This is a genomic window from Streptomyces sp. NPDC085932 (assembly GCF_044540525.1).
GTDB classification, from domain to species: domain Bacteria; phylum Actinomycetota; class Actinomycetes; order Streptomycetales; family Streptomycetaceae; genus Streptomyces; species Streptomyces levis.
This window is the reverse complement of sequence record NZ_JBITSJ010000008.1, coordinates 277,069-295,242: the sequence shown is the minus strand read 5'-3', so window position 1 is coordinate 295,242 and position 18,174 is coordinate 277,069. Positions and strand designations below refer to the sequence as shown.

The window sequence follows — 18,174 nt, the reverse complement described above, 5'->3', positions numbered from 1 at the left end:
CAGGGGCATGACAGACAGAGGCGCGGCGCCTGGGCACCGGCCCGGGAAGGCGGGGACCGCCGTCAGCGGTGCCGGTACCGCTCCTCCACGGCGACGGCCGCCGCCGCGACGGCCCCGAGGACGGGAATCGCCAGCGGCGTCGCGAACCAGGCGGACAGGGGCATCACGGCCAGCCCGCCGACGAGCAGGAAGGACCCGGCCGGATCCAGCACGGTCCGCCGCCCGGCGTGCGCGAGCAGCGTGCGCCAGCGGGCGCCCGGCTCCCAGACCGCCGCCGCGCGCAGCCCGGCCACGACGAGGGCGATCAGCGCCACGACTCCCACGGCCCCGGCGAGCGGCCCGCCCGGGATGCCCGCCCGGGCCGCCTGGACGTCCACCCACACCGCGACCGCCGCCGCCCACCCGGCGAGGCCCACGAGCCATCCGCGGCGCAGGGCCGTGCGGAAGTCGGCGGCGAACGCACGCAGACCGCCGCCCTCGTGGGCGATGCGGCGCCTGAGGTGCCGCGCCCCGGCGGCGAAGGCCGCCGGGTATGTCACCACGCCCAGCGAGGCGACCGCGATCCACACACCGGTCAGCAACGCCTCGGCGAACACGGCGAATCGCTCCGCGAGCAGCGACTCACCCCGTGGCTTCACCCGTGTCCCGGCCATGTGCACCTCAGCCCTTCAGACCCGACGTGGCCATGCCGTCGATCAAATAGCGCTGGAAGGCGAGGAAGAAGGCCAGGACCGGCAGCAGCGCGACCAGCGACATGGCGATCATGCCGCCGTAGTTGGCCACGGCGTCCTGGTCCACGAACATCTTCAGCCCCAGCGAGACCGTGTACTTGTCGGGCTCGTTCAGGTAGATCAGCGGGCCCATGAAGTCGTTCCAGGCGTTGATGAACGTGAAGATCGCGCTGGTGATCAGGGCCGGACGGCACAGCGGCAGGACGATCGACCAGTAGATGCGCGCGTGTCCGCAGCCGTCGAGCCGGGCGGCCTCGTCGAGTTCCTTGGGCAGGTTACGCATGAACTGCACCATCAGGAACACGAAGAACGCCTCCGTGGCCAGGTATTTCCCCAGCAGCAGCGGGGTGTAGGTGTTGATCATCTCCATGTTGCGGAACAGCACGTACTGCGGGATCAGCAGCACGTGGTACGGCAGCAGGAGCGTGCCGATCATCAGGGTGAACAGCAGGTTCCGGCCCGCGAACCTGATCTTCGCGAAGGCGTACGCGGTCAGGGAGCAGGACACCAGGATGCCGACCACGGAACCCACCGCGAGGATGAGCGAGTTGACGAAGAACGTGGAGACGGCGATGTCCGCGATGCCCTCGCCGAGCCGGGTGTAGTTCGTGGTGATCGGGTCGCCCGGGAAGAGGTCCAGGCTGCCGACGATGTCCTCGCTCTTCTTGAACGAGGCGCCGACGACCCAGACCACCGGGTAGAGGATCACCCCGAGGATCAGCAGGGAACCGACGTGCCAGGCGACGGACCCGGGCAGCTTCCCGCGGAAGGCCCCGGTGGAGGACTTGATCTCGGTGGCCGGTGGGGGTGCCGCCTGACCGGGCGGAGCCGAGAAGCCGGGGGAGCTCATGAGGCGTCCTCCTCGTAGTGCACCCAGCGTCTCTGGGACCAGAACAGCACCGCCGTCACCAGCGCGACCGCGATCAGCAGCAGCCAGGCCATGGCGGAGGCCAGGCCCATCCGGCTGTTCTCGAAGCCCTGGACGTAGAGGTAGCAGGTGTAGACCATCGATCCGTCGGCCGGACCGCAGGCGTTGCCCCCGGCGCCGCCGCCGACGATGTACGCCGAGCTGAAGATCTGGAACGAGTGGATCGTCTCCAGCAGGACGTTGAAGAAGAGGACCGGCGAGATCATCGGCAGGGTGATGTTCCAGAACCGCCGCAGTGTGCCGGCGCCGTCCACCTCGGCCGCCTCGTACAGCTCCCGCGGGACCTGCTTCAGACCGGCCAGGAAGATGACCATGGGAGCGCCGAACTGCCAGACGGTGAGCGCCACCAAGGCATAGATGATCATGTCCGGGTCGCCGGTCCAGCCGCCGGCCTCGATCCCGAACAGCTTCTGCGTCCGGTCGACGACCGCGTCGTCCGAGAAGATCGCCTTCCACACGATCGCGACGGACACGCTCGCCCCGATCAGCGACGGCGCGTAGAACGCGGCCCGGTAGAAGGCCTGCCCGCGCCGCTTCTGGGCGAGGAGCAGCGCCACGCCGAGCGCCGCGATCAGTTTCAGGGGCGTGCCGACGACGACGTACCACAACGTCACCTGTACCGAGTGGCGCCAGCGCGGGTCGCCGAACATCTCGGAGAAGTTGTCCAGGCCGATCCACTTCGGCGGGTCGAACAGGTTGTAGTCGGTGAACGCGAAGTACAGGGAGGCGGCCATCGGGCCCGCCGTCAGCAGCAGGAACCCGGCGATCCACGGGGACATGAAGAGGTAGCCGGCCAGGTTCTCCCGGCACCGCCGCCGCTTGAGGGCGGCGGGGCGCGCGGGCTTCACCGGACCGTGCCGCGGCTCGGAGTCCCGGGACAGGTCCTCCAGGGCAGGGGCGTGTGTCACGGTGGTTCCCCTCAGGTGCCGAGAGCCGTCTTCGACTCGGTGAAGAACTGCCGGACGGCCTCTCCCACGGACCTCTTGCCCAGGCCGAGTTCCTCGGCGATGCGCAGGAAGGCGGACTCGCAGATGTCGGCGCCGTTCGGGTGCGGGGTGATGGGCTCCAGGACACCTGCCCTCACGAGGGATTCCTCATAGGCGGCGATCGCCTTGTCGACCTCGCCGGTGGGCCGGTACGCGTCGAACTGCGCCTGGGTGGCGGGCACGCCGCGGTCGTAGCCCATGATCTTGGCGACCTCAGGGTCGTGCACCATGAAGTCGATGAACCGGGCGACTTCCTCGGGGTGCCGGGTGCGCCGGGAGGCGCTCAGCATGAGGGAGCCGAGATACTGGCCGGTCTTCTTGCCGTCCGTGGTGGGGATCGGCGCCAGGGCGTACTCGCTCTTGCCCTCGGCGCTGTAACGCACGGTGAAGTTGTCCCAGGTGAACTCGCTGCCGCAGAGCTCCGCGGCGAGCGCCGACTTGGGCTTGATCTGGGCGACCTTCTTGGGGTCGGCGTAGAGCCCCTCCTCGACGCCCTTCTCCGCCCTGCTCCACCAGTCCGTCAGATCCGCCTCGGTGAAGCCCAGTCCGTCCTCGGTGAAGAAGGCCTTGCCGTTCTGGCGCAGATAGAGGTCGTAGAGGTACATGACGCCGTACATGCCGCTGTCCCCGGCGCGGCCCGTCCGGTCGCGGATCTTCCTCATGCCCGCTTCGAACTCGTCCCAGGTCCAGCCCTGCTCGGGCTTGACGCCGGCCTTGGTGTAGACGGGCTTGTCGATGACGAGGGCCATGGAGTTGGAACCGACCGGGACGCCGAGGAGCTTGCCGTCGATCTCGCCGAACTTCTCCAACCCGGCCCGGAATCCCTCCATCCGGAGGTTGCCGGCCTCGACCTGCTCGCTGAGATCCAGCAGGACGTTCTTCGCGTCGTATTTGCGGAGGAAGCCGACGGCATTCTGGAAGACGTCGGGCGGATTTCCGCCGGAGGCCTGCGTGTTGAACTTCTTCCAGAAGTCGAGATAAGGCTGGAAGTCCGTTTTCACCTTGATCTTCGGGTACTTCTTCTCGAAGAGCGCGATGGTCTTCCTGATTCTCCGGGCCCGGTCCTCCGCGCCCCACCACGCATAACGGATCGTCACCGTCCCGTCCGCGGACGCCCCTCCGTCACCACCGCAGCCGGTGGTCGCGGCCAGGCCCAGCGTCGCCGCCGTGGCCCCGGCCGCCTTCAGTACCGTTCGCCTCTCAACATTCCCGCCGTACACCACGGTTGGACCTCCCCGCACGTTGCCCCGCTCGCATGAATCGTTTCAAGTAAGCGCTTGCTGGCACAAGGTACGGAGGGGCCGATGGTGCGTCAATGATTCGGACAAGAATTTCTCACCGGGGGACGAGGCACCGTGCCGGGCGAGGCGGACGAGGCCGGTGCGATGCACCGGGACGTCGCTGGTGGGGTGCCTGCGGCCGACGGGGCGAACGCGGCGGGACCGACCGGACGGGTTCCGGCGGCGGCCGAAAGGCGCCGGTGGGGCGGAGGGAGCCATGGGACGGGCGGTGCCTGTTTCCGGCCAGGCCGACGGTGCCGCGGCATGCGGAACGGAGCGTGACGAAGGCGGGCGGACCTGCGGATCGCGCGAGGAGCGGCCGCGGGCCGGGCCGGGCACGCCGTGTCCGGTCCCGCGCGGCCCGGTGCGCGTCGGCGGCCCGCCACGGGGCTTGATCAGTGCTGCGCGGTTCAGGCGGAACGGCCGCCGCACGAACGGTCCGGCACCCGGCGAAGGAGACTCGTCGGCACAGCGACGCCGGGGCCGGCCGCACTCCCCGTACGCACCGACGCCCCCCGGCCGCAACGACGGCGGCCCACCCGCGTTGTCGCAGGTGGGCCGCCGTTCCGGGTGGGCGATACTGGGTTCGAACCAGTGACCTCTTCGGTGTGAACGAAGCGCTCTCCCACTGAGCTAATCGCCCGGACGCAGGAAGAACATTACCCCATGTCAGGGGGTGCCTGTGACCATCGGGCCGGCGCCGGCACCCCCGGCCCGGCTCACTGGTTCTCGATCTTCCACGGCATGACGATGCCGAACTTCCACACGTAGATACCGATCAGTACGCCCACGATGATCAGGCCGATGGTCGTCAGGATGATGTTGCGGCGCCGCACCTTGGGGTCGAGAGCACGCTGTGCCGCCTCGGTGACCTTCCGCTTGGTCCAGCGGAGCACCAGTTGCGCCCACACGAACTCGGTCGCCCAGATCGCCATGCCGCCGAAGATCACGACCCAGCCCGGTCCGGGCAGGGGCAGCATGATGATGCCCGCCACCACGACCGCGAGTCCGATGATGAAGACGCCGACCTGCCAGCTCACGTGCAGCAGCCGACGCGCCTTGACGAACTCCGGCGCCCGCGAGCCGAGCCCCCGATGCGGCTCGCCGTGCGCCTCGTTCGTCCCCGTCTCGTTCGATGCCACGGCCACCTCGCCCGGCTCGTCACTCCCCGTATTCATACGGCCAAACACTACCCGAGCGAAACCAGTCACCGGAATGGACGCACGGCGCGAACGATCTCTCGGCCGGAAGAGTTACGTAAAGGCACGCAAAACACTCAGAGGGGTTTACAACGGCACCGTAGGTGGCATGTCGATTTCGCCGACGTGCGAATCCCCGAGCGCACACTGAGCGAAAGGCCCTGGCGCTTATGAACACCACGGTCAGCTGCGAGCTGCACCTGCGCCTCGTTGTGTCGAGCGAGTCCTCCCTGCCTGTCCCCGCAGGCCTGCGGTACGACACGGCCGACCCCTACGCCGTGCACGCCACCTTCCACACCGGAGCCGAGGAAACCGTCGAGTGGGTGTTCGCCCGCGACCTCCTCGCCGAGGGGCTTCACCGCCCCACGGGCACCGGCGACGTCCGCGTCTGGCCGTCGCGCAGTCACGGTCAGGGCGTCGTGTGCATCGCCCTGAGCTCTCCGGAGGGCGAGGCCCTGCTGGAGGCCCCGGCGCGGGCCCTGGAGTCCTTCCTGAAGCGCACCGACGCCGCTGTGCCGCCCGGCACGGAGCACCGGCACTTCGATCTCGATCAGGAGCTCTCGCACATCCTGGCGGAAAGCTAGGTCAAGGCCCCCACGAAGCCGCCCGGCGCCGTCGACTCGGGGAGACGGCTCGGGCCCGGACAACCGCATACGGGATACACCGGCGCCTCACCGCGGAGCACGCGGGGCGGCGCCGGTCCGCGTCGCACCACCGGGACGCGCCGGGACCGCCCGGGAACCATGGCGGCCCCGGCGGCGTTGTATTCGAAGCCATGTACGGGCGTGAGGGCGGTCGGGCGGTAGCGGAGCCGTTACCATCGGCCCCCACCGACGGGCGCCTGCCCGACCCCCAGGCCAGGGAGCGAATCGTGCTGATCACCCATGACACCCGGTGCGCCCTCGACACCGTGGTCGATCTGGTGAACACCGCACCGGAGGACGACACGGCAGCCGACGGGCTGCCGGACGTGGCGGCCCTCGCCGATTTCGTACGGAACCACGAGATCAGCGATGTCGGCGTGCTCTCGGAGTTCGATCTGTCCGCGGTGCGGAAGATCCGCGGCCGGTTCTCCTCCGTCTTCGCGGCCCCCGACGCCCGGGCCGCCGCCGGCCAGATCAACGAGCTGGTCGCCGCCGCCGGCACCACCCCCCGCCTCACCGACCACGACGGCTACGACTGGCACGTCCACTACTTCGCGCCCGGCGCGTCCGTCGCGGACCACCTGGCCGCCGACTGCGGGATGGCGCTGGCGTTCTTCGTGGTCGCCGGGGAGCAGGAGCGGCTGCGCCGCTGCGAGGCGCCGGACTGCCGCCGGGCCTTCGTCGACCTGTCCCGCAACCGTTCCCGCCGCTACTGCGACAGCCGCACCTGCGGAAACCGGCTGCACGTGGCCGCGTACCGGGCCCGTCGCAAGGAGGCGGCCGGCTGACCGCCGGGGGCCTCGGGAGTGTCGATGCCGACGCGGTCCCGGCGGGTGACGCCGGGTACCGCGGGTACGGCTCACAGCAGCAGCAGATCGTGCAACGAGGCCATGAGCAGCAGACACCCGATCACCGCAAGGAAGATCATCAGCGGTGGCTGGGAAAGGGCGAAGAGGCAACCACGCGGCTCGTCCCGAGGGGTACGGGGCTCGTCCTGCGGCGGGGCGGGGTCGCTCTGTTGCGTCGTGTCCAGCATCTCGCGGCGATGATGACGCAGTCGCCGGGCCGGACGCGATCGGCGGCCTCGTTCCGTGCGGGAGTGCGCCGATTCCGTGAGGTCCGGTTCAGGTTGTGATCACTTCCGCGCGCCCGCGGACGCACTGTGACGGTTCGGCCACCAGGCGTCAGATGCCGTGCTTCTTGAGGATGGCCTCGATGTCGCTGAAGTCGTCCTCGCCGCGGGGCGCCGCGGCGGGCCGGGCCGCCGGGCGCGCGCCCTGGCCCAGGGAGGGCGCCGAGGCGCCGGGGGCCACCGCGTCGGGACGGTCGGCCGCACGGGCGGCCGCCCTGCGCTCCTTGCGGGTGCCGCCGCGGCGGCGCTCCACCATGCGGGTCGTCGTGAACAGCACCCACGCGAGGCCCAGCACCCCGAAGCCGGCCCAGGCCGTCGGGCTGAACGCCGTGTCGGCCAGCCATTCGACGACGCCCGTCATGACCAGCCCGATCGGCACGAGGGAGTAGGCCGCGACACGGACCGCCGCGAGGAAACGCTTGCGGTACGCCGTGACGGCCGCGATGCCCAGGCCCGCCGCGGACACGGCGGAGCAGACGGTCTCGGCAATCATCCGGTCCTCCAGGGCGTGACGCGGTCGGGCGGGGCACTGCGCCCTTCCATCCTGCACCCGCGCCACCCCGGCGGGCCATGCCGCGGCCGGACATCAGGGACATCTCCGGGTCCCCTCCTCCCCAGGTGCCGGTCCGGGGTGCACCCCGCGGCCCCGCTGCTGGAAGACTGTCGGCATGAGCGACTCCTCCCCCGCCCCCGTTCTCGAGATCTGGTGCGACCTGCAGTGCCCGGACTGCCGCACCGCGCTGGACGACCTCCGTGCCCTGCGCGAGCGCTACGGCGACCGTCTCGAACCGCGGCTGCGGCACTTCCCCCTGGAGAAGAACAAGCACGCCTTCGCCGCCGCCCAGGCCGCGGAGGAGGCGTGGGAGCAGGGCCGGGGGTGGGCGTACGTGGAGGCCGTGCTGGGCCGGGTGGAGGAACTGGGCCGCGAGGGCGAGCCCTTCCTCGTGCAGGTGGCCCGGGAACTGGGCCTGGACGCCGAGGAGTTCGACACCGCGCTGGTCGACGGCCGGCACATCCTGATCGTGGACGCCGACCAGGCCGAGGGCAAGGCCATCGGCGTGACCGGCACCCCGACCTACGTCATCGGCGGCGAGCGGCTCGACGGGGGCAAGAGCCAGGAGGGCCTGCGCGAGCGGATCGAGGAGATCGCGGACCGGCTGCTGGCCGGCGACGCGCACTGATCCCCTCGCCGGCTCCCGCCCCCGGGGGCCGCTACAGCAGCGGCTTGTACATCGCGTACTGCGTCGTCTCGTAGCCGAGCGAGGCGTAGAGGCGCTCGGCCGGGGTGTTGCCGGCGAAGACGTTGAGGCCGAGGACGCGTCTGCCCTCGGCGATCGTCCGGGCCTCGGCCAGCAGCATCAGCGTGCGGCCGTGTCCCCGGCCCCGGTGGGCGGCGTCGGCCTCGACGTCGAAGACGAAGGCGTCGTTCTCACGGACCGCGAGCCACAGCGTGCCCACCGGTGTCCCCAGGTGTTCGACGACGCTGATCAGCATGCCGGGTGTGGCCAGGCCGTCGGGCAGGAGCGTGGCGTGGTCCCGCTCCGACTTGGCCCGGGCCTCGGCCTCCGGGACGCCCCGGTCGATCCAGCTGCGGGCGTAGTCCTCCTTGCCCCTCTCCAGCCAGGGGCCGAACTCCGCCTCGGTCATGGGCCGGGCGCGGTTGCCCGACGGCAGGTCGGGCGGGGTGTCGCCGAGCCGCTTCTCCATGCCGCGGTTGCGCACCACGTAGCCGAGCGCCGTGGCGAAGCGCAGCGCGGGCTCGGAGCCCCCGGGGACCATGGCCTCGATCCGGCGGCACCCCCAGCCGCGCGCCACCTCCTCCGCGGCGAGCGCGGCCACCGTGCCCCGGCCGCGCCCGCGGTCCGGTTCCTCGATGCGGAGCTTCATGACGCGGGCCACCGCGTCGCCGAACACGGGGTGCGTGCCGAGGTGTATCGCCCCTACGGGACGGCCGTTCACGCACACCTGGTAGCGGCGCGAGCGCGTCCCGTCGGCGTTCTGCTGAAGCGGCTCGGTCGGCCGCAGGGTCGTGGTCATCAGGGGTGTTCTACCCGGATCCACGGCCCTGTTCAGCCCGATCGACGCGAGGGTCAGGGGTCGAGGTCGTCCCCGGAGCGCTCCTCGAAGATCCGCATGGCCTTGGCGGTCACCGGGCCGGGCGCGCCCGGCAGCTCCCGGCCGTCGACCCGGTGCACGGCCTGCACGTCCCGCAGCGTGGACGTCAGGAAGATCTCGTCGGCCCGCTGCAGGACGTCCAGCGGCAGGTCGGTCTCCTCCGCTCCGGTCCATTCGACGGCGAGCGCGCGTGTGATGCCCGCGAGGCAGCCGGAGGCGAGCGGCGGGGTGTGGATCTCGCCGTCGAGGACGACGAAGACGTTCGACCCGGTGCCCTCGCAGAGCTGTCCCACCGTGTTGCCGAACAGGGCCTCGGAGGCGCCCTGTTCACGGGCGCGGGCCAGGGCGACGACGTTCTCGGCGTACGAGGTGGTCTTCAGGCCGGTGAGCGCGCCGCGCTCGTTGCGGGTCCAGGGGACCGTGATCACGGCGGTGGAGTCCGGGCGGCGGGTCGTCTCACCGACGGCGACGACGAGGGTCGGGCCGTGGTCGCCGCGGTCGGACCCGAGCGGGCCGTGGCCGCCGGTGTAGGTGATGCGCAGGCGGCCGAGCGGCACGGGGTTGGCCGCGAGGACGGCGGCACAGGCGCGGCGGACCTCGTCGTGGTCCGGGTCGGGCAGGCCGAGGCCGCGCGCGGAACGGGTGAGCCGGTCGAGATGCCGGGTGAGCGCGAACGCCCGGCCGTCCACGGCCTTCACCGTCTCGAAGATGCCGTCGCCCACGGTCAGTCCGTGGTCGAAGACGGAGACGCGGGCGGACTCGATGTCCTGCAGTCCGCCGTCGAGCCAGATCTTCACGTCAGGTCCTCTCCACTCACCTCGTACGTGCCCGACGCTATCGCGAGCAGCCGGGCCGCCTTCAGCTCGGTCTCCCGCCACTCCCCCTCGGGGTCGGACCCCCAGGTGATGCCGGCGCCGGTGCCGAAGCGCAGCATGCCCCGGTCCCTGTCGATCCAGAAGGTCCGGATGCCGACGGCCAGCTCACCGGTCCCGCGGCCGGCGTCGACCCAGCCGATGCCACCGCAGTACGGGCCGCGCGGCGCCGTCTCCAGCGCGTCGATGATCCGCAGGGCGCTGGACTTGGGCGCGCCGGTGACCGAGCCGGGCGGGAAGGCGGCGCCGAGCAGGTGGGCCCAGCCGGTTCCGTCCGCCAGCTCACCGCGGACCGTCGACACGAGGTGGACCAGGCCCGGGTGCTTCTCGACGGCGCACAGATCGGGCACGCTCACGCTGCCCGTGGCGCAGACCCGGCCGATGTCGTTGCGGACGAGGTCCACGATCATCACGTTCTCGGCGAAATCCTTCTCCAGCAGGTCCGCCTCGGTCCGGCCGGTGCCCTTGATCGGGCCGGACTCGACGACCCGGCCCTCGCGGCGCAGGAACAGCTCGGGGGACGCGGTGGCGATCTCCACGCCGTGCCGGGGCAGGCGGATCGTTCCTGCGTAGGGGGCGGGGTTGCCGCGGGCCAGCAGTGCGGTGAGGGCGTCGACATCGGCGCCGGGTGCGACCGGTGCGGACAGCACGCGGCACAGGTTCGCCTGGTAGACCTCGCCGGCCGCGATGTGCGCGCGGATCCGCCGGACCGCGGCCGTGTACGCGGCGCGGTCGAGCGAGGACGTCCAGTCACCTGCCGCGGGTCCGCGCCAGGCGCCCGGCACGGGCGCGGGCACCTCGGCCGTGCGCACCTCCGCGAAGCGGGCGCAGGTCAGACGGCCCTCGAAGTCGGCGCAGACGGCCCAGAAACCGCTGGAGTCCAGGGCTTCGGGGTCGTCGGTGACGTCGAGGAGCCCGGTGGCGACACGGTCGCCGAAGCGGGCGAGGGGAGGGAGGTCGAGCACGCCGTCGAGTCTATGGCCGGTGTCCGGCGGGTGGCCGGGGGACGTCCCGTCCGGGACGCTCCCGACGCCCCTGAGCAGGGCAAGCGCAGCACGCTGCGCAAACGCGTTTTTGTACTGGCAGCGGAATCCGCTAGAGTTCAACTCGTCGCCGGGCCGCGAGAGCGGGCCGAAACGACAAGCGGACGTAGCTCAGTTGGTAGAGCGCAACCTTGCCAAGGTTGAGGTCGCGAGTTCGAGCCTCGTCGTCCGCTCGCAGGAACAGGGGGCTCCCGGCCCCCTACACTCCTGGTGGAGTGGCCGAGAGGCGAGGCAACGGCCTGCAAAGCCGTCTACACGGGTTCAAATCCCGTCTCCACCTCCAAGGACGATTAGCTCAGCGGGAGAGCGCTTCCCTGACACGGAAGAGGTCACTGGTTCAATCCCAGTATCGTCCACTGGATCTTCTCGAAGATCCACCCGCGCGATTAGCTCAGCGGGAGAGCGCTTCCCTGACACGGAAGAGGTCACTGGTTCAATCCCAGTATCGCGCACGCAGTGCCCATGATCCGCTGCAGTCGGTGGTCATGGTCCCGAGGACGATTAGCTCAGCGGGAGAGCGCTTCCCTGACACGGAAGAGGTCACTGGTTCAATCCCAGTATCGTCCACATCACACCGAAGCCCCCGGCCGTTCGACGGCCGGGGGCTTCGTCGTGCTGCCGCTCGCTCAGGACGAGAACAGCATGTGCCCGAAGCTCTTGTGGCGGTGGTGACCGTGGTGGCCGTGGCCGCCGTGCGGGGCGCCCCAGGCGGGGGCCGGAGGGGCGGGGTAGGCCTGCGGCGGGGGCGGCGGGGCCGGCTGGGACCACTGGGCCTCCAGACGGGTCAGCGACTCCAACTCGCCGTAGTCGAGGAAGATCCCTCGGCAGCCGCTGCACTGCTCGATCTGGACACCGTTGCGGTTGTACGTGTGCATGGGCGCACGGCACTTCGGACACTGCATGGTCGATCAACTCCTCGCCGGTCGGTCCTGCTTCGCGTCTCGCCAGGACAGACTCTGTCCGGCTGTCGTCGGTTGCACCCTACGTCGCGTGGTTCGGCGCCAACTGCGGCGGGAGGGCGGACATTCGGTCGCAGGCGTCCAGGAGCGCCTGCTCGACCTCGTCCAGGGCTCGCCCGGCCGCGGCCGCCTTGGCGACGGCCCGGGCCGCGGTCTGCACGGTGAGGGCGCGGGCCGGCACGTCCAGGGCGGGCCAGGGGTCGCCGGCGGCGGGCACGGCCGGGCCGCCGGCCTCGCGGTAGGCGGCGAGGAACCGGGTCCAGCCGTCGGGCGGGAGCAGGCCGCAGGCGTACCAGGCGGCGGGGCGGGCCAGGTCCCAGGCCGGGACGCCGACGCCCAGGTCGTCCACGTCGATCAGCAGCCAGGGGCCGTCGGGGGCGGGGTGGCGGACGAGCTGGCCGAGGTGGAGGTCCCCGTGGCACAGGGTGCTGTGGTCCGGCATGGGGGCCTCGGCGCGGGCCCAGGCGGGGAGGGTGTCCCAGGCGCGCAGGACGGGGGCGACCGCGGGAGGCGGGGCGGCCGCCTCACGGAGCCGGGCGACGGCCCGGGCCGCCTTGGCGGGGCCGCGCATCGGCGGCAGGTCCGCCGGAGCCGGGATGCGGTGCAGGCGGGCGAGGAGGGTGGCGGCGGCTTCCCAGGGGGCGGCGTCCGGGTCGTCCGGATCCACGGGGGTGCCGTGGGGCCAGAGCGTGACGAGGCGGCCGTGCAGATCGAGAGGGGCAGGGGTGAGCGGGGGCAGGAGGACGCCGGGGTGGTGCGCGGCGACGGCGAGACGGCCGGCCAGCTCGGCGGGGCCGGTGCCCGGCGGGTGGGCCTTCGCGACGGTGTCGCCGTGGCGTACGACGGTGGCGTCGGGGCGGTCCGCGAGGGTGGCCGCGCCGCAGGGGCAGGGTGCCGGGCGGGCGTGCGCGGTGGCCCGGGCCGTGGCGGTGAGGGCGGGTATGAGCGCGTCCGGGGCGGCTGTCACGGAGTGAGGGTACGCCGGGGCGGCAGCGGTGCGTTCCGGACGTCGGGGCCGGCCTTTACGCCGGGACCGCAGCGGTGTTCCGGATGCCGAGGCCGGGCCGGGTCGCCGGGGCAGCCGTGGTGCGTTCCGGATGGGCCGGCGGGACGGTCGGGCACACGGCCCGGTCGGCTCGGGCGGACGTGCGGCCCGGCTCGGTCGGCCCGGTCGGTCGGCTCGGCTCGGTCGGGCGGCTCGGTGCTGAGGGAAAAGCAATGCCGGCGCAGCTCCCCAGCTGCGCCGGCATCTGTGCCGTCCGCCGCACCCCCGTCCCCACGGGGTTTCATGGGTGGATGTCCCCGCCCGGACCGCTCTTCCGGGCCTGGGGTCGCCGCTCAGCGCCCCAGCATCTCTCCCACGGACGACGCCTGTGTGGCCACTGTCTCCCACCCGTCGAAGACGAGGAGGAGCAGGACCGCCAGAGGAAGGGCCATCAGCGTCGCCACCACGGGGTGGCGACGGCCCTGGCGGCGGGGAAACGCGGCGGCGTACACCTTGCGTCCCTCTTCGCGGATCAGCGTCCGCGATGCCGTGTGGGCCATGGTCCCTCTCCTGACCTCGTTCTGTTGTCCTTGGCAGCGGCGGGTGTCTGACCTCGGGGGACGAGTGCTGCACCCGCCGCTTGACCTCAAATCTAGGCGCGCGGCCCTCCACGGGCGTCATGCCCTCGTACCGATTGCCGGGCCTCCCCGAGGATGAGCCGTCCCCCGCGATGTACTCCCCTGGGTGGAGACGCCGGTCCCCGTCTCAGGGTCTTCCCCGACGGGACGCCCGGATCATCCCGCTTTCTCCGAGCTCTCCTCCCGCGGAACCGGCTGTTCCACGAGCGCCAGCACCCGGTTCGCCATGAACCGTGCCGTACGTACGACTGTCCCGCTACGCGTGACTTCGCTCACTTCCACGACACCTCGGCGCACCGCCGTCTCCACCCTGCGCCCGGCCCGGCTCGCCACCACCTCGTACGTGCGCGTCGTGTCCCCGGCGTCCACGACTATCTCCACGCGATCACCCTTCACAGGACCAATCCCCCTTCTGCGACGGGTGGTTGGGATCACCAGCGGCGCGAAGTCCGCCTCTCCGCGCCCTCCCTGACCACCTTTCAAGTCTCCCACCCACCACTGACAATCCATCACTCCGAGAGGGCGCGGCCTCTGCGCGCGGGCGGCCGTGGAAACGTAAGCTGTGGCTCGTCACAGGACCGGGCAGCGGGGATGAACATGGCGATGATGCGCCTGAGGCGCGAGGACCCGCGCGTCGTCGGCTCGTTCAAGCTTCACAGACGGCTGGGCGCGGGCGGGATGGGCGTGGTCTACCTGGGCTCCGACAAGAAGGGGCAGCGGGTCGCGCTCAAGGTCATCCGGCCCGATCTAGCGGAGGACCAGGAGTTCCGCTCGCGGTTCGCCCGTGAGGTCTCGGCCGCCCGGCGGATCCGCGGCGGGTGCACGGCCCGGCTGGTGGCCGCCGACCTGGACGCGGACCGGCCCTGGTTCGCCACCCAGTACGTGCCGGGCCCCTCCCTGCACGACAAGGTCGCCGCCGAGGGGCCGCTCGGCGCGGCCGACGTCGCCGCCGTCGGGGCCGCCCTGTCGGAGGGCCTGGTCGCGGTGCACGAGGCCGGGGTCGTGCACCGGGACCTGAAGCCGTCCAACATCCTGCTGTCCCCGAAGGGGCCGCGGATCATCGACTTCGGCATCGCCTGGGCGACCGGCGCCTCGACACTGACCCACGTGGGCACGGCCGTCGGCTCGCCGGGCTTCCTGGCACCGGAGCAGGTGCGCGGGGCCGCCGTCACACCGGCCACGGACGTGTTCTCGCTCGGTGCCACCCTCGCCTACTGCTCGATGGGTGACTCGCCCTTCGGGCACGGCAGTTCCGAGGTGATGCTGTACCGCGTGGTGCACGAGGAGCCGCAGCTACACGGCGTGCCCGACGCGCTGGCCCCGCTGGTGCGGGCGTGTCTGGCGAAGGACCCCGAGGAGCGGCCCAGCACGCTCCAACTGTCGCTGCGGCTCAAGGAGATCGCGGCCCGCGAGTCCCAGGACCTCGCCGGTGTACGGCCGCCCGCGCCGCGCGGCGGCGAGTCCGACCGGCCCGCCGACACCTATCCCGACCGCACCCGGGGCCGGCAGGGCTCGGGGACGTCCGGGGGGCAGCGGGGCCGGGGCACTCCCCCGCCGCGCGGCTCCGCCCCGGCCCGGGACGGAGCCGTCGCGCCGGACGGCGGCCCGGCGTCCCAGGGCGGGTCCGGCGCGCGGGGCACGTCCCGTTCCCCGGGCACCGGGAACCGGCCTTCGGGCGGCGACCGGCGGGGGCGGACCCCGGTGCGCGGGACGGGCGCCGCGCGCGGCACGCCGTCGCGCCCGGGTGCCCGGCCGACGCCCACCGGGCGCAACGGGACACGGCCCGGCAGCGGCAGCCGGCCCGCACCGCACAGCGGCACCGGACGCCCGGCGTCCAGGAACACGGGGACCGGGCTGCGGCCCGCCAACCCGCGGCTGCTGCGCCAGCGGCTCTTCGTGTTCGTCGTCGTCACCCTGCTGGTGGCGGTCGGCATCGCGCTGGTCCAGGGCTGCCAGGGCCCGGCGCGCGGACTCGGCGACGGGACCGGCGTGCGGCAGGAGCACGTGCAGCGGGACTCCGGGCCGCGCGGGTACGCGCCCTAGCGCCGGCGCCCGTGGGCCGTCACAGCCCCGGCAGGATCCGCTCGAAGAACTCGCGGTCGCCGGCGAAGACCGGGTCCAGGGCCAGGAACTCCTCGGGGGTGACCCAGCGGGCCTCGGCGACCTCGTCCGGGTCCGGGACCACCTCTCCCGAGTCCGCGCGGGCGGTCCACCAGTGGAGACGGAAGCGGTGGTCGTCGGTCTCCGACTCCCAGACCCTGGCCTCCGGTACGACGGTGAGACCGACCTCCTCGCGGACCTCACGGACGACCGCCTGCTCCTGGGTCTCGCCCGGTTCGACCTTGCCGCTGAGCGGCTGCCAGTAGCCGGGGCGCGCGACGCCCGGCCCGCGCCGGATCGCGAGCAGGCGCTCGCCGCGCAGGAGGACGGCGACGACGGCGTCGCGCTGCTCCACGGGGAGGGCCCTAGACCCGGGGGCGGCCGGTGGCCACCGCGTAGAAGGCGACGGCGGCCGCCGCGCCCACGTTGAGGGAGTCCACGCCGTGGGACATGGGGATGCGGACCCACTCGTCGGCGGCGACCAGGGCCTGCGTGGACAGGCCGTCGCCCTCGGCGCCCAGCATGAGGGCCACGCGGTCCATGGTGTGCGGGGCGGCCTCGTCCAGGGACCTGGCCTTCTCGTCGGGCGTCAGGGCGAGGAGCGTGAAGCCCGCCTCGCGGACCGAGTCCAGGCCCTTGGGCCAGGTGTCGAGCCGGGCGTACGGCACGGAGAAGACCGCGCCCATGGAGACCTTCACGCTGCGGCGGTAGAGCGGGTCGGCGCAGTCCGGGGAGAGCAGGACCGCGTCCATGCCGAGGGCGGCGGCGGAGCGGAAGATCGCGCCGATGTTGGTGTGGTCGTTGACCGACTCCATGACGACGACGCGGCGGGCGGTGCGCAGCAGGTCGGCGGCGGTGGGCAGGGGCTTGCGCTGCATGGAGGCGAGGGCGCCGCGGTGCACGTGGTAGCCGGTGACCTGCTCGGCGAGGTCGGGGCTGACCGCGTAGACGGGGGCGGGGAGTTCGTCGATGACGTCGCGCATGACGTCGACCCACTTGGCCGAGAGCAGCATGGACCGCATCTCGTAGCCCGCCTCCTTGGCCCTTCTGATGACCTTCTCGCCCTCGGCGATGAACAGGCCCTCGGCGGGTTCGCGCTTGCGGCGCAACTCCACGTCGGTCAGGCCGGTGTAGTCGCGCAGGCGCGGGTCGTCGGGATCCTCGACGGTGATGAGATCGGCCACAGGGTGATACCGCCTTGTCCTGGGTGCGGTGCCAACGGCTCGGTACGGGTTGTGTTACCCGGGGTTACTGGCGGGGTGCGGCGGTCTTGGCGGTCTTCGGGCCGACGTTCACGACCTCGCCGATGACGATGACCGCCGGGGGCTTCACGTCCTCGCTGCGCACGGTCTCCCCGACGGTGGCCAGGGTGGCGTCGACGCGGCGCTGGCCGGCCGTGGTGCCCTCCTGGATCAGGGCGACGGGCGCGTCGGGGGACTTGCCGTGGGCGATGAGCGTCTCGGCGACCTTCCCGATCGTGCCGACGCCCATGAGGATCACCAGCGTGCCGGTCAGCTTGGCCAGCGACGGCCAGTCGACCAGGGAGCGCTCGTCGTCGGGGGCGATGTGGCCGCTGACGACCGTGAACTCGTGGGCGATGCCCCGGTGGGTGACCGGGATGCCGGCGGCGCCCGGGACCGAGATGGAGCTGGAGATGCCGGGCACGACCGTGCACGGGATGCCGGCCTCGGCCAGGGCCTGGACCTCCTCCATGCCGCGCCCGTAGACGAAGGGATCGCCGCCCTTGAGCCGCACGACGGACTTGCCCTGCCTGGCGTACTCGATCAGGGCGTCGTTGATGGCCTCCTGGGCCATGAACCTGCCGTACGGGAGCTTCGCCGCGTCGATGACCTCGACGTTCGGGGAGAGCTCGGCGAGCAGGTCGCGCGGTCCGAGGTGGTCGGTGATGACCACGTCGGCCTCGCCGAGCAGACGGCGGCCGCGCACGGTGATCAGGTCGGGGTCACCGGGGCCGCCGCCCACCAGGGCGACTCCGGGCGTGCGGGTGCGGTGGTGCGGGGCGACCAGCGTGCCGTCGCGCAGGCCCTCGACGACCGCGTCGCGGATGGCGGCGGTGTGGCGGGGGTCGCGGCCGCGCGCGTCGGTGGTGAGCACGGCGACGGTGACGCCCTCGCTGTGACCGGTGGCCGGGGTCCAGGCGGTGGCCTGGTCGGCGTCGTCGGACCGGACGCACCAGACGCGGTGGCGTTCCGCCTCGGCCGAGGCCCGGGTGTTGGCCTCCGCGTCGCTGGTGGCGATCAGGGCGTACCAGGCGTCCGCGAGGTCGCCCTCCTGGTACGGGCGCCTGAGCCAGGTGATCTCGCCGGCGTCCGCCATCGCCTCGACCGAGGGCGTGGCCTGCGGGGACACGAGGAGGACGTCCGCACCGGCGGCGACGAGCGCGGGGAGGCGGCGCTGGGCGACCTGGCCACCGCCGAGGACGACCACGCAGCGGCCGGTGAGGCGGAGGCCTACGGGGTAGGCGGGGTGTTCGGCCATGAGGGTGCGGCTCCTGTGGACAGCGGTGCGGTAGCCCTGACGTGCGGATTTTAATGGGCGGGC

General features: G+C 72.2%; 21 protein-coding genes and 6 tRNA genes. 9 read left to right on the top strand and 18 right to left on the bottom strand.

Going from position 1 to position 18,174, the window contains the following annotated elements:
- Positions 1–62: 62 nt before the first annotated feature.
- From ACIGAQ_RS34085 to ACIGAQ_RS34060, 6 genes are all read right to left on the bottom strand, one after another.
- Positions 63–653 carry a hypothetical protein gene (locus tag ACIGAQ_RS34085; RefSeq protein ID WP_399789861.1) on the bottom strand — a complete coding sequence of 197 codons (591 nt, stop codon included), beginning with the start codon at positions 651–653 and terminating at the stop codon, positions 63–65.
- A 7-nt stretch (positions 654–660) separates the two neighbouring features.
- Positions 661–1,581, bottom strand: a complete 921-nt coding sequence (locus ACIGAQ_RS34080; RefSeq protein WP_399789858.1) for a carbohydrate ABC transporter permease — start codon at positions 1,579–1,581, stop codon at positions 661–663.
- Positions 1,578–2,567, bottom strand: a complete 990-nt coding sequence (locus ACIGAQ_RS34075) for a carbohydrate ABC transporter permease (RefSeq protein ID WP_399789854.1) — start codon at positions 2,565–2,567, stop codon at positions 1,578–1,580. The genes ACIGAQ_RS34080 and ACIGAQ_RS34075 overlap by 4 nt, the downstream gene beginning before the upstream one ends.
- A gap of 11 nt (positions 2,568–2,578) precedes the next feature.
- Complete coding sequence (locus ACIGAQ_RS34070) at positions 2,579–3,868, bottom strand: ABC transporter substrate-binding protein (protein WP_399789851.1); 1,290 nt, start codon at positions 3,866–3,868, stop codon at positions 2,579–2,581.
- Between the two features lie 628 nt (positions 3,869–4,496).
- Positions 4,497–4,568 (bottom strand) — tRNA-Val (locus tag ACIGAQ_RS34065).
- A gap of 76 nt (positions 4,569–4,644) precedes the next feature.
- A complete protein-coding gene (locus ACIGAQ_RS34060; RefSeq protein WP_311684302.1) occupies positions 4,645–5,103 on the bottom strand; it encodes a TIGR02611 family protein in 459 nt (152 codons plus the stop codon).
- Between the two features lie 191 nt (positions 5,104–5,294).
- Between ACIGAQ_RS34060 and ACIGAQ_RS34055 the strand changes: the two genes are divergently transcribed.
- On the top strand, positions 5,295–5,708 hold the full coding sequence (locus ACIGAQ_RS34055; RefSeq protein WP_004002642.1) for an SsgA family sporulation/cell division regulator: 414 nt from the start codon (positions 5,295–5,297) through the stop codon (positions 5,706–5,708).
- A gap of 287 nt (positions 5,709–5,995) precedes the next feature.
- Positions 5,996–6,556 (top strand): CGNR zinc finger domain-containing protein, encoded by a 561-nt coding sequence (locus ACIGAQ_RS34050; RefSeq protein WP_399789848.1) that lies wholly within the window; start codon positions 5,996–5,998, stop codon positions 6,554–6,556.
- A gap of 71 nt (positions 6,557–6,627) precedes the next feature.
- Here the strand turns inward: ACIGAQ_RS34050 and ACIGAQ_RS34045 are convergent, their stop codons facing one another.
- Entirely contained in the window at positions 6,628–6,804 is a 177-nt protein-coding gene (locus tag ACIGAQ_RS34045; RefSeq protein ID WP_311684297.1) for a hypothetical protein, read from the bottom strand.
- A gap of 148 nt (positions 6,805–6,952) precedes the next feature.
- Entirely contained in the window at positions 6,953–7,393 is a 441-nt protein-coding gene (locus ACIGAQ_RS34040; RefSeq protein ID WP_311684296.1) for a hypothetical protein, read from the bottom strand.
- Between the two features lie 175 nt (positions 7,394–7,568).
- On the opposite strand from ACIGAQ_RS34040, the gene ACIGAQ_RS34035 reads away from it, so the two are divergent.
- Positions 7,569–8,081, top strand: coding sequence for a DsbA family protein (locus ACIGAQ_RS34035; protein ID WP_399789844.1), 513 nt, complete (start codon positions 7,569–7,571; stop codon positions 8,079–8,081).
- Positions 8,082–8,112: 31 nt separating this feature from the next.
- On the opposite strand, the gene ACIGAQ_RS34030 is transcribed toward ACIGAQ_RS34035, so the two are convergent.
- From ACIGAQ_RS34030 to ACIGAQ_RS34020, 3 genes are read right to left on the bottom strand one after another with little or no spacing between them, the layout of a single operon-like run.
- The gene (locus ACIGAQ_RS34030; RefSeq protein WP_399789841.1) at positions 8,113–8,937 is read right to left on the bottom strand and encodes a GNAT family N-acetyltransferase; all 825 of its coding nucleotides are present in this window, start codon (positions 8,935–8,937) and stop codon (positions 8,113–8,115) included.
- Positions 8,938–8,990: 53 nt separating this feature from the next.
- On the bottom strand, positions 8,991–9,812 hold the full coding sequence (locus tag ACIGAQ_RS34025) for an aminodeoxychorismate lyase (RefSeq protein WP_311684292.1): 822 nt from the start codon (positions 9,810–9,812) through the stop codon (positions 8,991–8,993).
- On the bottom strand, positions 9,809–10,852 hold the full coding sequence (locus ACIGAQ_RS34020; RefSeq protein WP_399789837.1) for a chorismate-binding protein: 1,044 nt from the start codon (positions 10,850–10,852) through the stop codon (positions 9,809–9,811). Before ACIGAQ_RS34020 ends, ACIGAQ_RS34025 begins: the two co-directional genes overlap by 4 nt.
- A gap of 178 nt (positions 10,853–11,030) precedes the next feature.
- Here ACIGAQ_RS34020 and ACIGAQ_RS34015 point away from each other — a divergent pair.
- From ACIGAQ_RS34015 to ACIGAQ_RS33995, 5 genes are all read left to right on the top strand, one after another.
- Positions 11,031–11,103, top strand: a tRNA-Gly gene (locus ACIGAQ_RS34015).
- A 36-nt stretch (positions 11,104–11,139) separates the two neighbouring features.
- A tRNA-Cys gene (locus ACIGAQ_RS34010) sits at positions 11,140–11,213 on the top strand.
- Position 11,214: 1 nt separating this feature from the next.
- Positions 11,215–11,286 (top strand) — tRNA-Val (locus ACIGAQ_RS34005).
- A gap of 24 nt (positions 11,287–11,310) precedes the next feature.
- A tRNA-Val gene (locus ACIGAQ_RS34000) sits at positions 11,311–11,382 on the top strand.
- Positions 11,383–11,425: 43 nt separating this feature from the next.
- Positions 11,426–11,497 (top strand) — tRNA-Val (locus tag ACIGAQ_RS33995).
- A gap of 59 nt (positions 11,498–11,556) precedes the next feature.
- Here the strand turns inward: ACIGAQ_RS33995 and ACIGAQ_RS33990 are convergent.
- From ACIGAQ_RS33990 to ACIGAQ_RS33975, 4 genes are all read right to left on the bottom strand, one after another.
- On the bottom strand, positions 11,557–11,832 hold the full coding sequence (locus ACIGAQ_RS33990; protein WP_399789834.1) for a zf-TFIIB domain-containing protein: 276 nt from the start codon (positions 11,830–11,832) through the stop codon (positions 11,557–11,559).
- 79 nt (positions 11,833–11,911) lie between these two features.
- Positions 11,912–12,856: a phosphotransferase family protein gene (locus tag ACIGAQ_RS33985; protein ID WP_399789830.1), complete on the bottom strand. Its 945-nt coding sequence runs from the start codon at positions 12,854–12,856 to the stop codon at positions 11,912–11,914.
- A gap of 371 nt (positions 12,857–13,227) precedes the next feature.
- Positions 13,228–13,434 carry a hypothetical protein gene (locus ACIGAQ_RS33980; RefSeq protein WP_311684287.1) on the bottom strand — a complete coding sequence of 69 codons (207 nt, stop codon included), beginning with the start codon at positions 13,432–13,434 and terminating at the stop codon, positions 13,228–13,230.
- Between the two features lie 234 nt (positions 13,435–13,668).
- Positions 13,669–13,908: a hypothetical protein gene (locus tag ACIGAQ_RS33975; RefSeq protein ID WP_311684285.1), complete on the bottom strand. Its 240-nt coding sequence runs from the start codon at positions 13,906–13,908 to the stop codon at positions 13,669–13,671.
- A 195-nt stretch (positions 13,909–14,103) separates the two neighbouring features.
- Here ACIGAQ_RS33975 and ACIGAQ_RS33970 point away from each other — a divergent pair, with 195 nt between their 5' ends.
- Positions 14,104–15,555: a protein kinase gene (locus ACIGAQ_RS33970; protein ID WP_399789825.1), complete on the top strand. Its 1,452-nt coding sequence runs from the start codon at positions 14,104–14,106 to the stop codon at positions 15,553–15,555.
- A gap of 19 nt (positions 15,556–15,574) precedes the next feature.
- Here the strand turns inward: ACIGAQ_RS33970 and ACIGAQ_RS33965 are convergent, their stop codons facing one another.
- The 3 genes from ACIGAQ_RS33965 to cobA form a co-directional block, all read right to left on the bottom strand.
- Entirely contained in the window at positions 15,575–15,967 is a 393-nt protein-coding gene (locus tag ACIGAQ_RS33965; protein ID WP_311684281.1) for an NUDIX domain-containing protein, read from the bottom strand.
- A 10-nt stretch (positions 15,968–15,977) separates the two neighbouring features.
- On the bottom strand, positions 15,978–16,796 hold the full coding sequence (locus tag ACIGAQ_RS33960) for an RNA methyltransferase (protein ID WP_311684279.1): 819 nt from the start codon (positions 16,794–16,796) through the stop codon (positions 15,978–15,980).
- 64 nt (positions 16,797–16,860) lie between these two features.
- Positions 16,861–18,111, bottom strand: a complete 1,251-nt coding sequence (gene cobA, locus ACIGAQ_RS33955; RefSeq protein ID WP_399789820.1) for a uroporphyrinogen-III C-methyltransferase — start codon at positions 18,109–18,111, stop codon at positions 16,861–16,863.
- Positions 18,112–18,174: the final 63 nt, after the last annotated feature.

Excerpts from the sequence above, each read along its gene's own strand:
- ACIGAQ_RS34085 (WP_399789861.1), bottom strand. The coding sequence starts at position 653 with ATGGCCGGGACACGGGTGAAGCCACGGGGTGAGTCGCTGCTCGCGGAG.
- ACIGAQ_RS34080 (WP_399789858.1), bottom strand. The coding sequence starts at position 1,581 with ATGAGCTCCCCCGGCTTCTCGGCTCCGCCCGGTCAGGCGGCACCCCCA.
- cobA (WP_399789820.1), bottom strand. The coding sequence starts at position 18,111 with ATGGCCGAACACCCCGCCTACCCCGTAGGCCTCCGCCTCACCGGCCGC.
- ACIGAQ_RS33990 (WP_399789834.1), bottom strand. The coding sequence starts at position 11,832 with ATGCAGTGTCCGAAGTGCCGTGCGCCCATGCACACGTACAACCGCAAC.
- ACIGAQ_RS34035 (WP_399789844.1), top strand. The coding sequence starts at position 7,569 with ATGAGCGACTCCTCCCCCGCCCCCGTTCTCGAGATCTGGTGCGACCTG.
- ACIGAQ_RS34055 (WP_004002642.1), top strand. The coding sequence starts at position 5,295 with ATGAACACCACGGTCAGCTGCGAGCTGCACCTGCGCCTCGTTGTGTCG.
- ACIGAQ_RS33980 (WP_311684287.1), bottom strand. The coding sequence starts at position 13,434 with ATGGCCCACACGGCATCGCGGACGCTGATCCGCGAAGAGGGACGCAAG.
- ACIGAQ_RS34060 (WP_311684302.1), bottom strand. The coding sequence starts at position 5,103 with ATGAATACGGGGAGTGACGAGCCGGGCGAGGTGGCCGTGGCATCGAAC.
- ACIGAQ_RS34030 (WP_399789841.1), bottom strand. The coding sequence starts at position 8,937 with ATGACCACGACCCTGCGGCCGACCGAGCCGCTTCAGCAGAACGCCGAC.
- ACIGAQ_RS33970 (WP_399789825.1), top strand. The coding sequence starts at position 14,104 with ATGAACATGGCGATGATGCGCCTGAGGCGCGAGGACCCGCGCGTCGTC.
- ACIGAQ_RS34040 (WP_311684296.1), bottom strand. The coding sequence starts at position 7,393 with ATGATTGCCGAGACCGTCTGCTCCGCCGTGTCCGCGGCGGGCCTGGGC.
- ACIGAQ_RS34045 (WP_311684297.1), bottom strand. The coding sequence starts at position 6,804 with ATGCTGGACACGACGCAACAGAGCGACCCCGCCCCGCCGCAGGACGAG.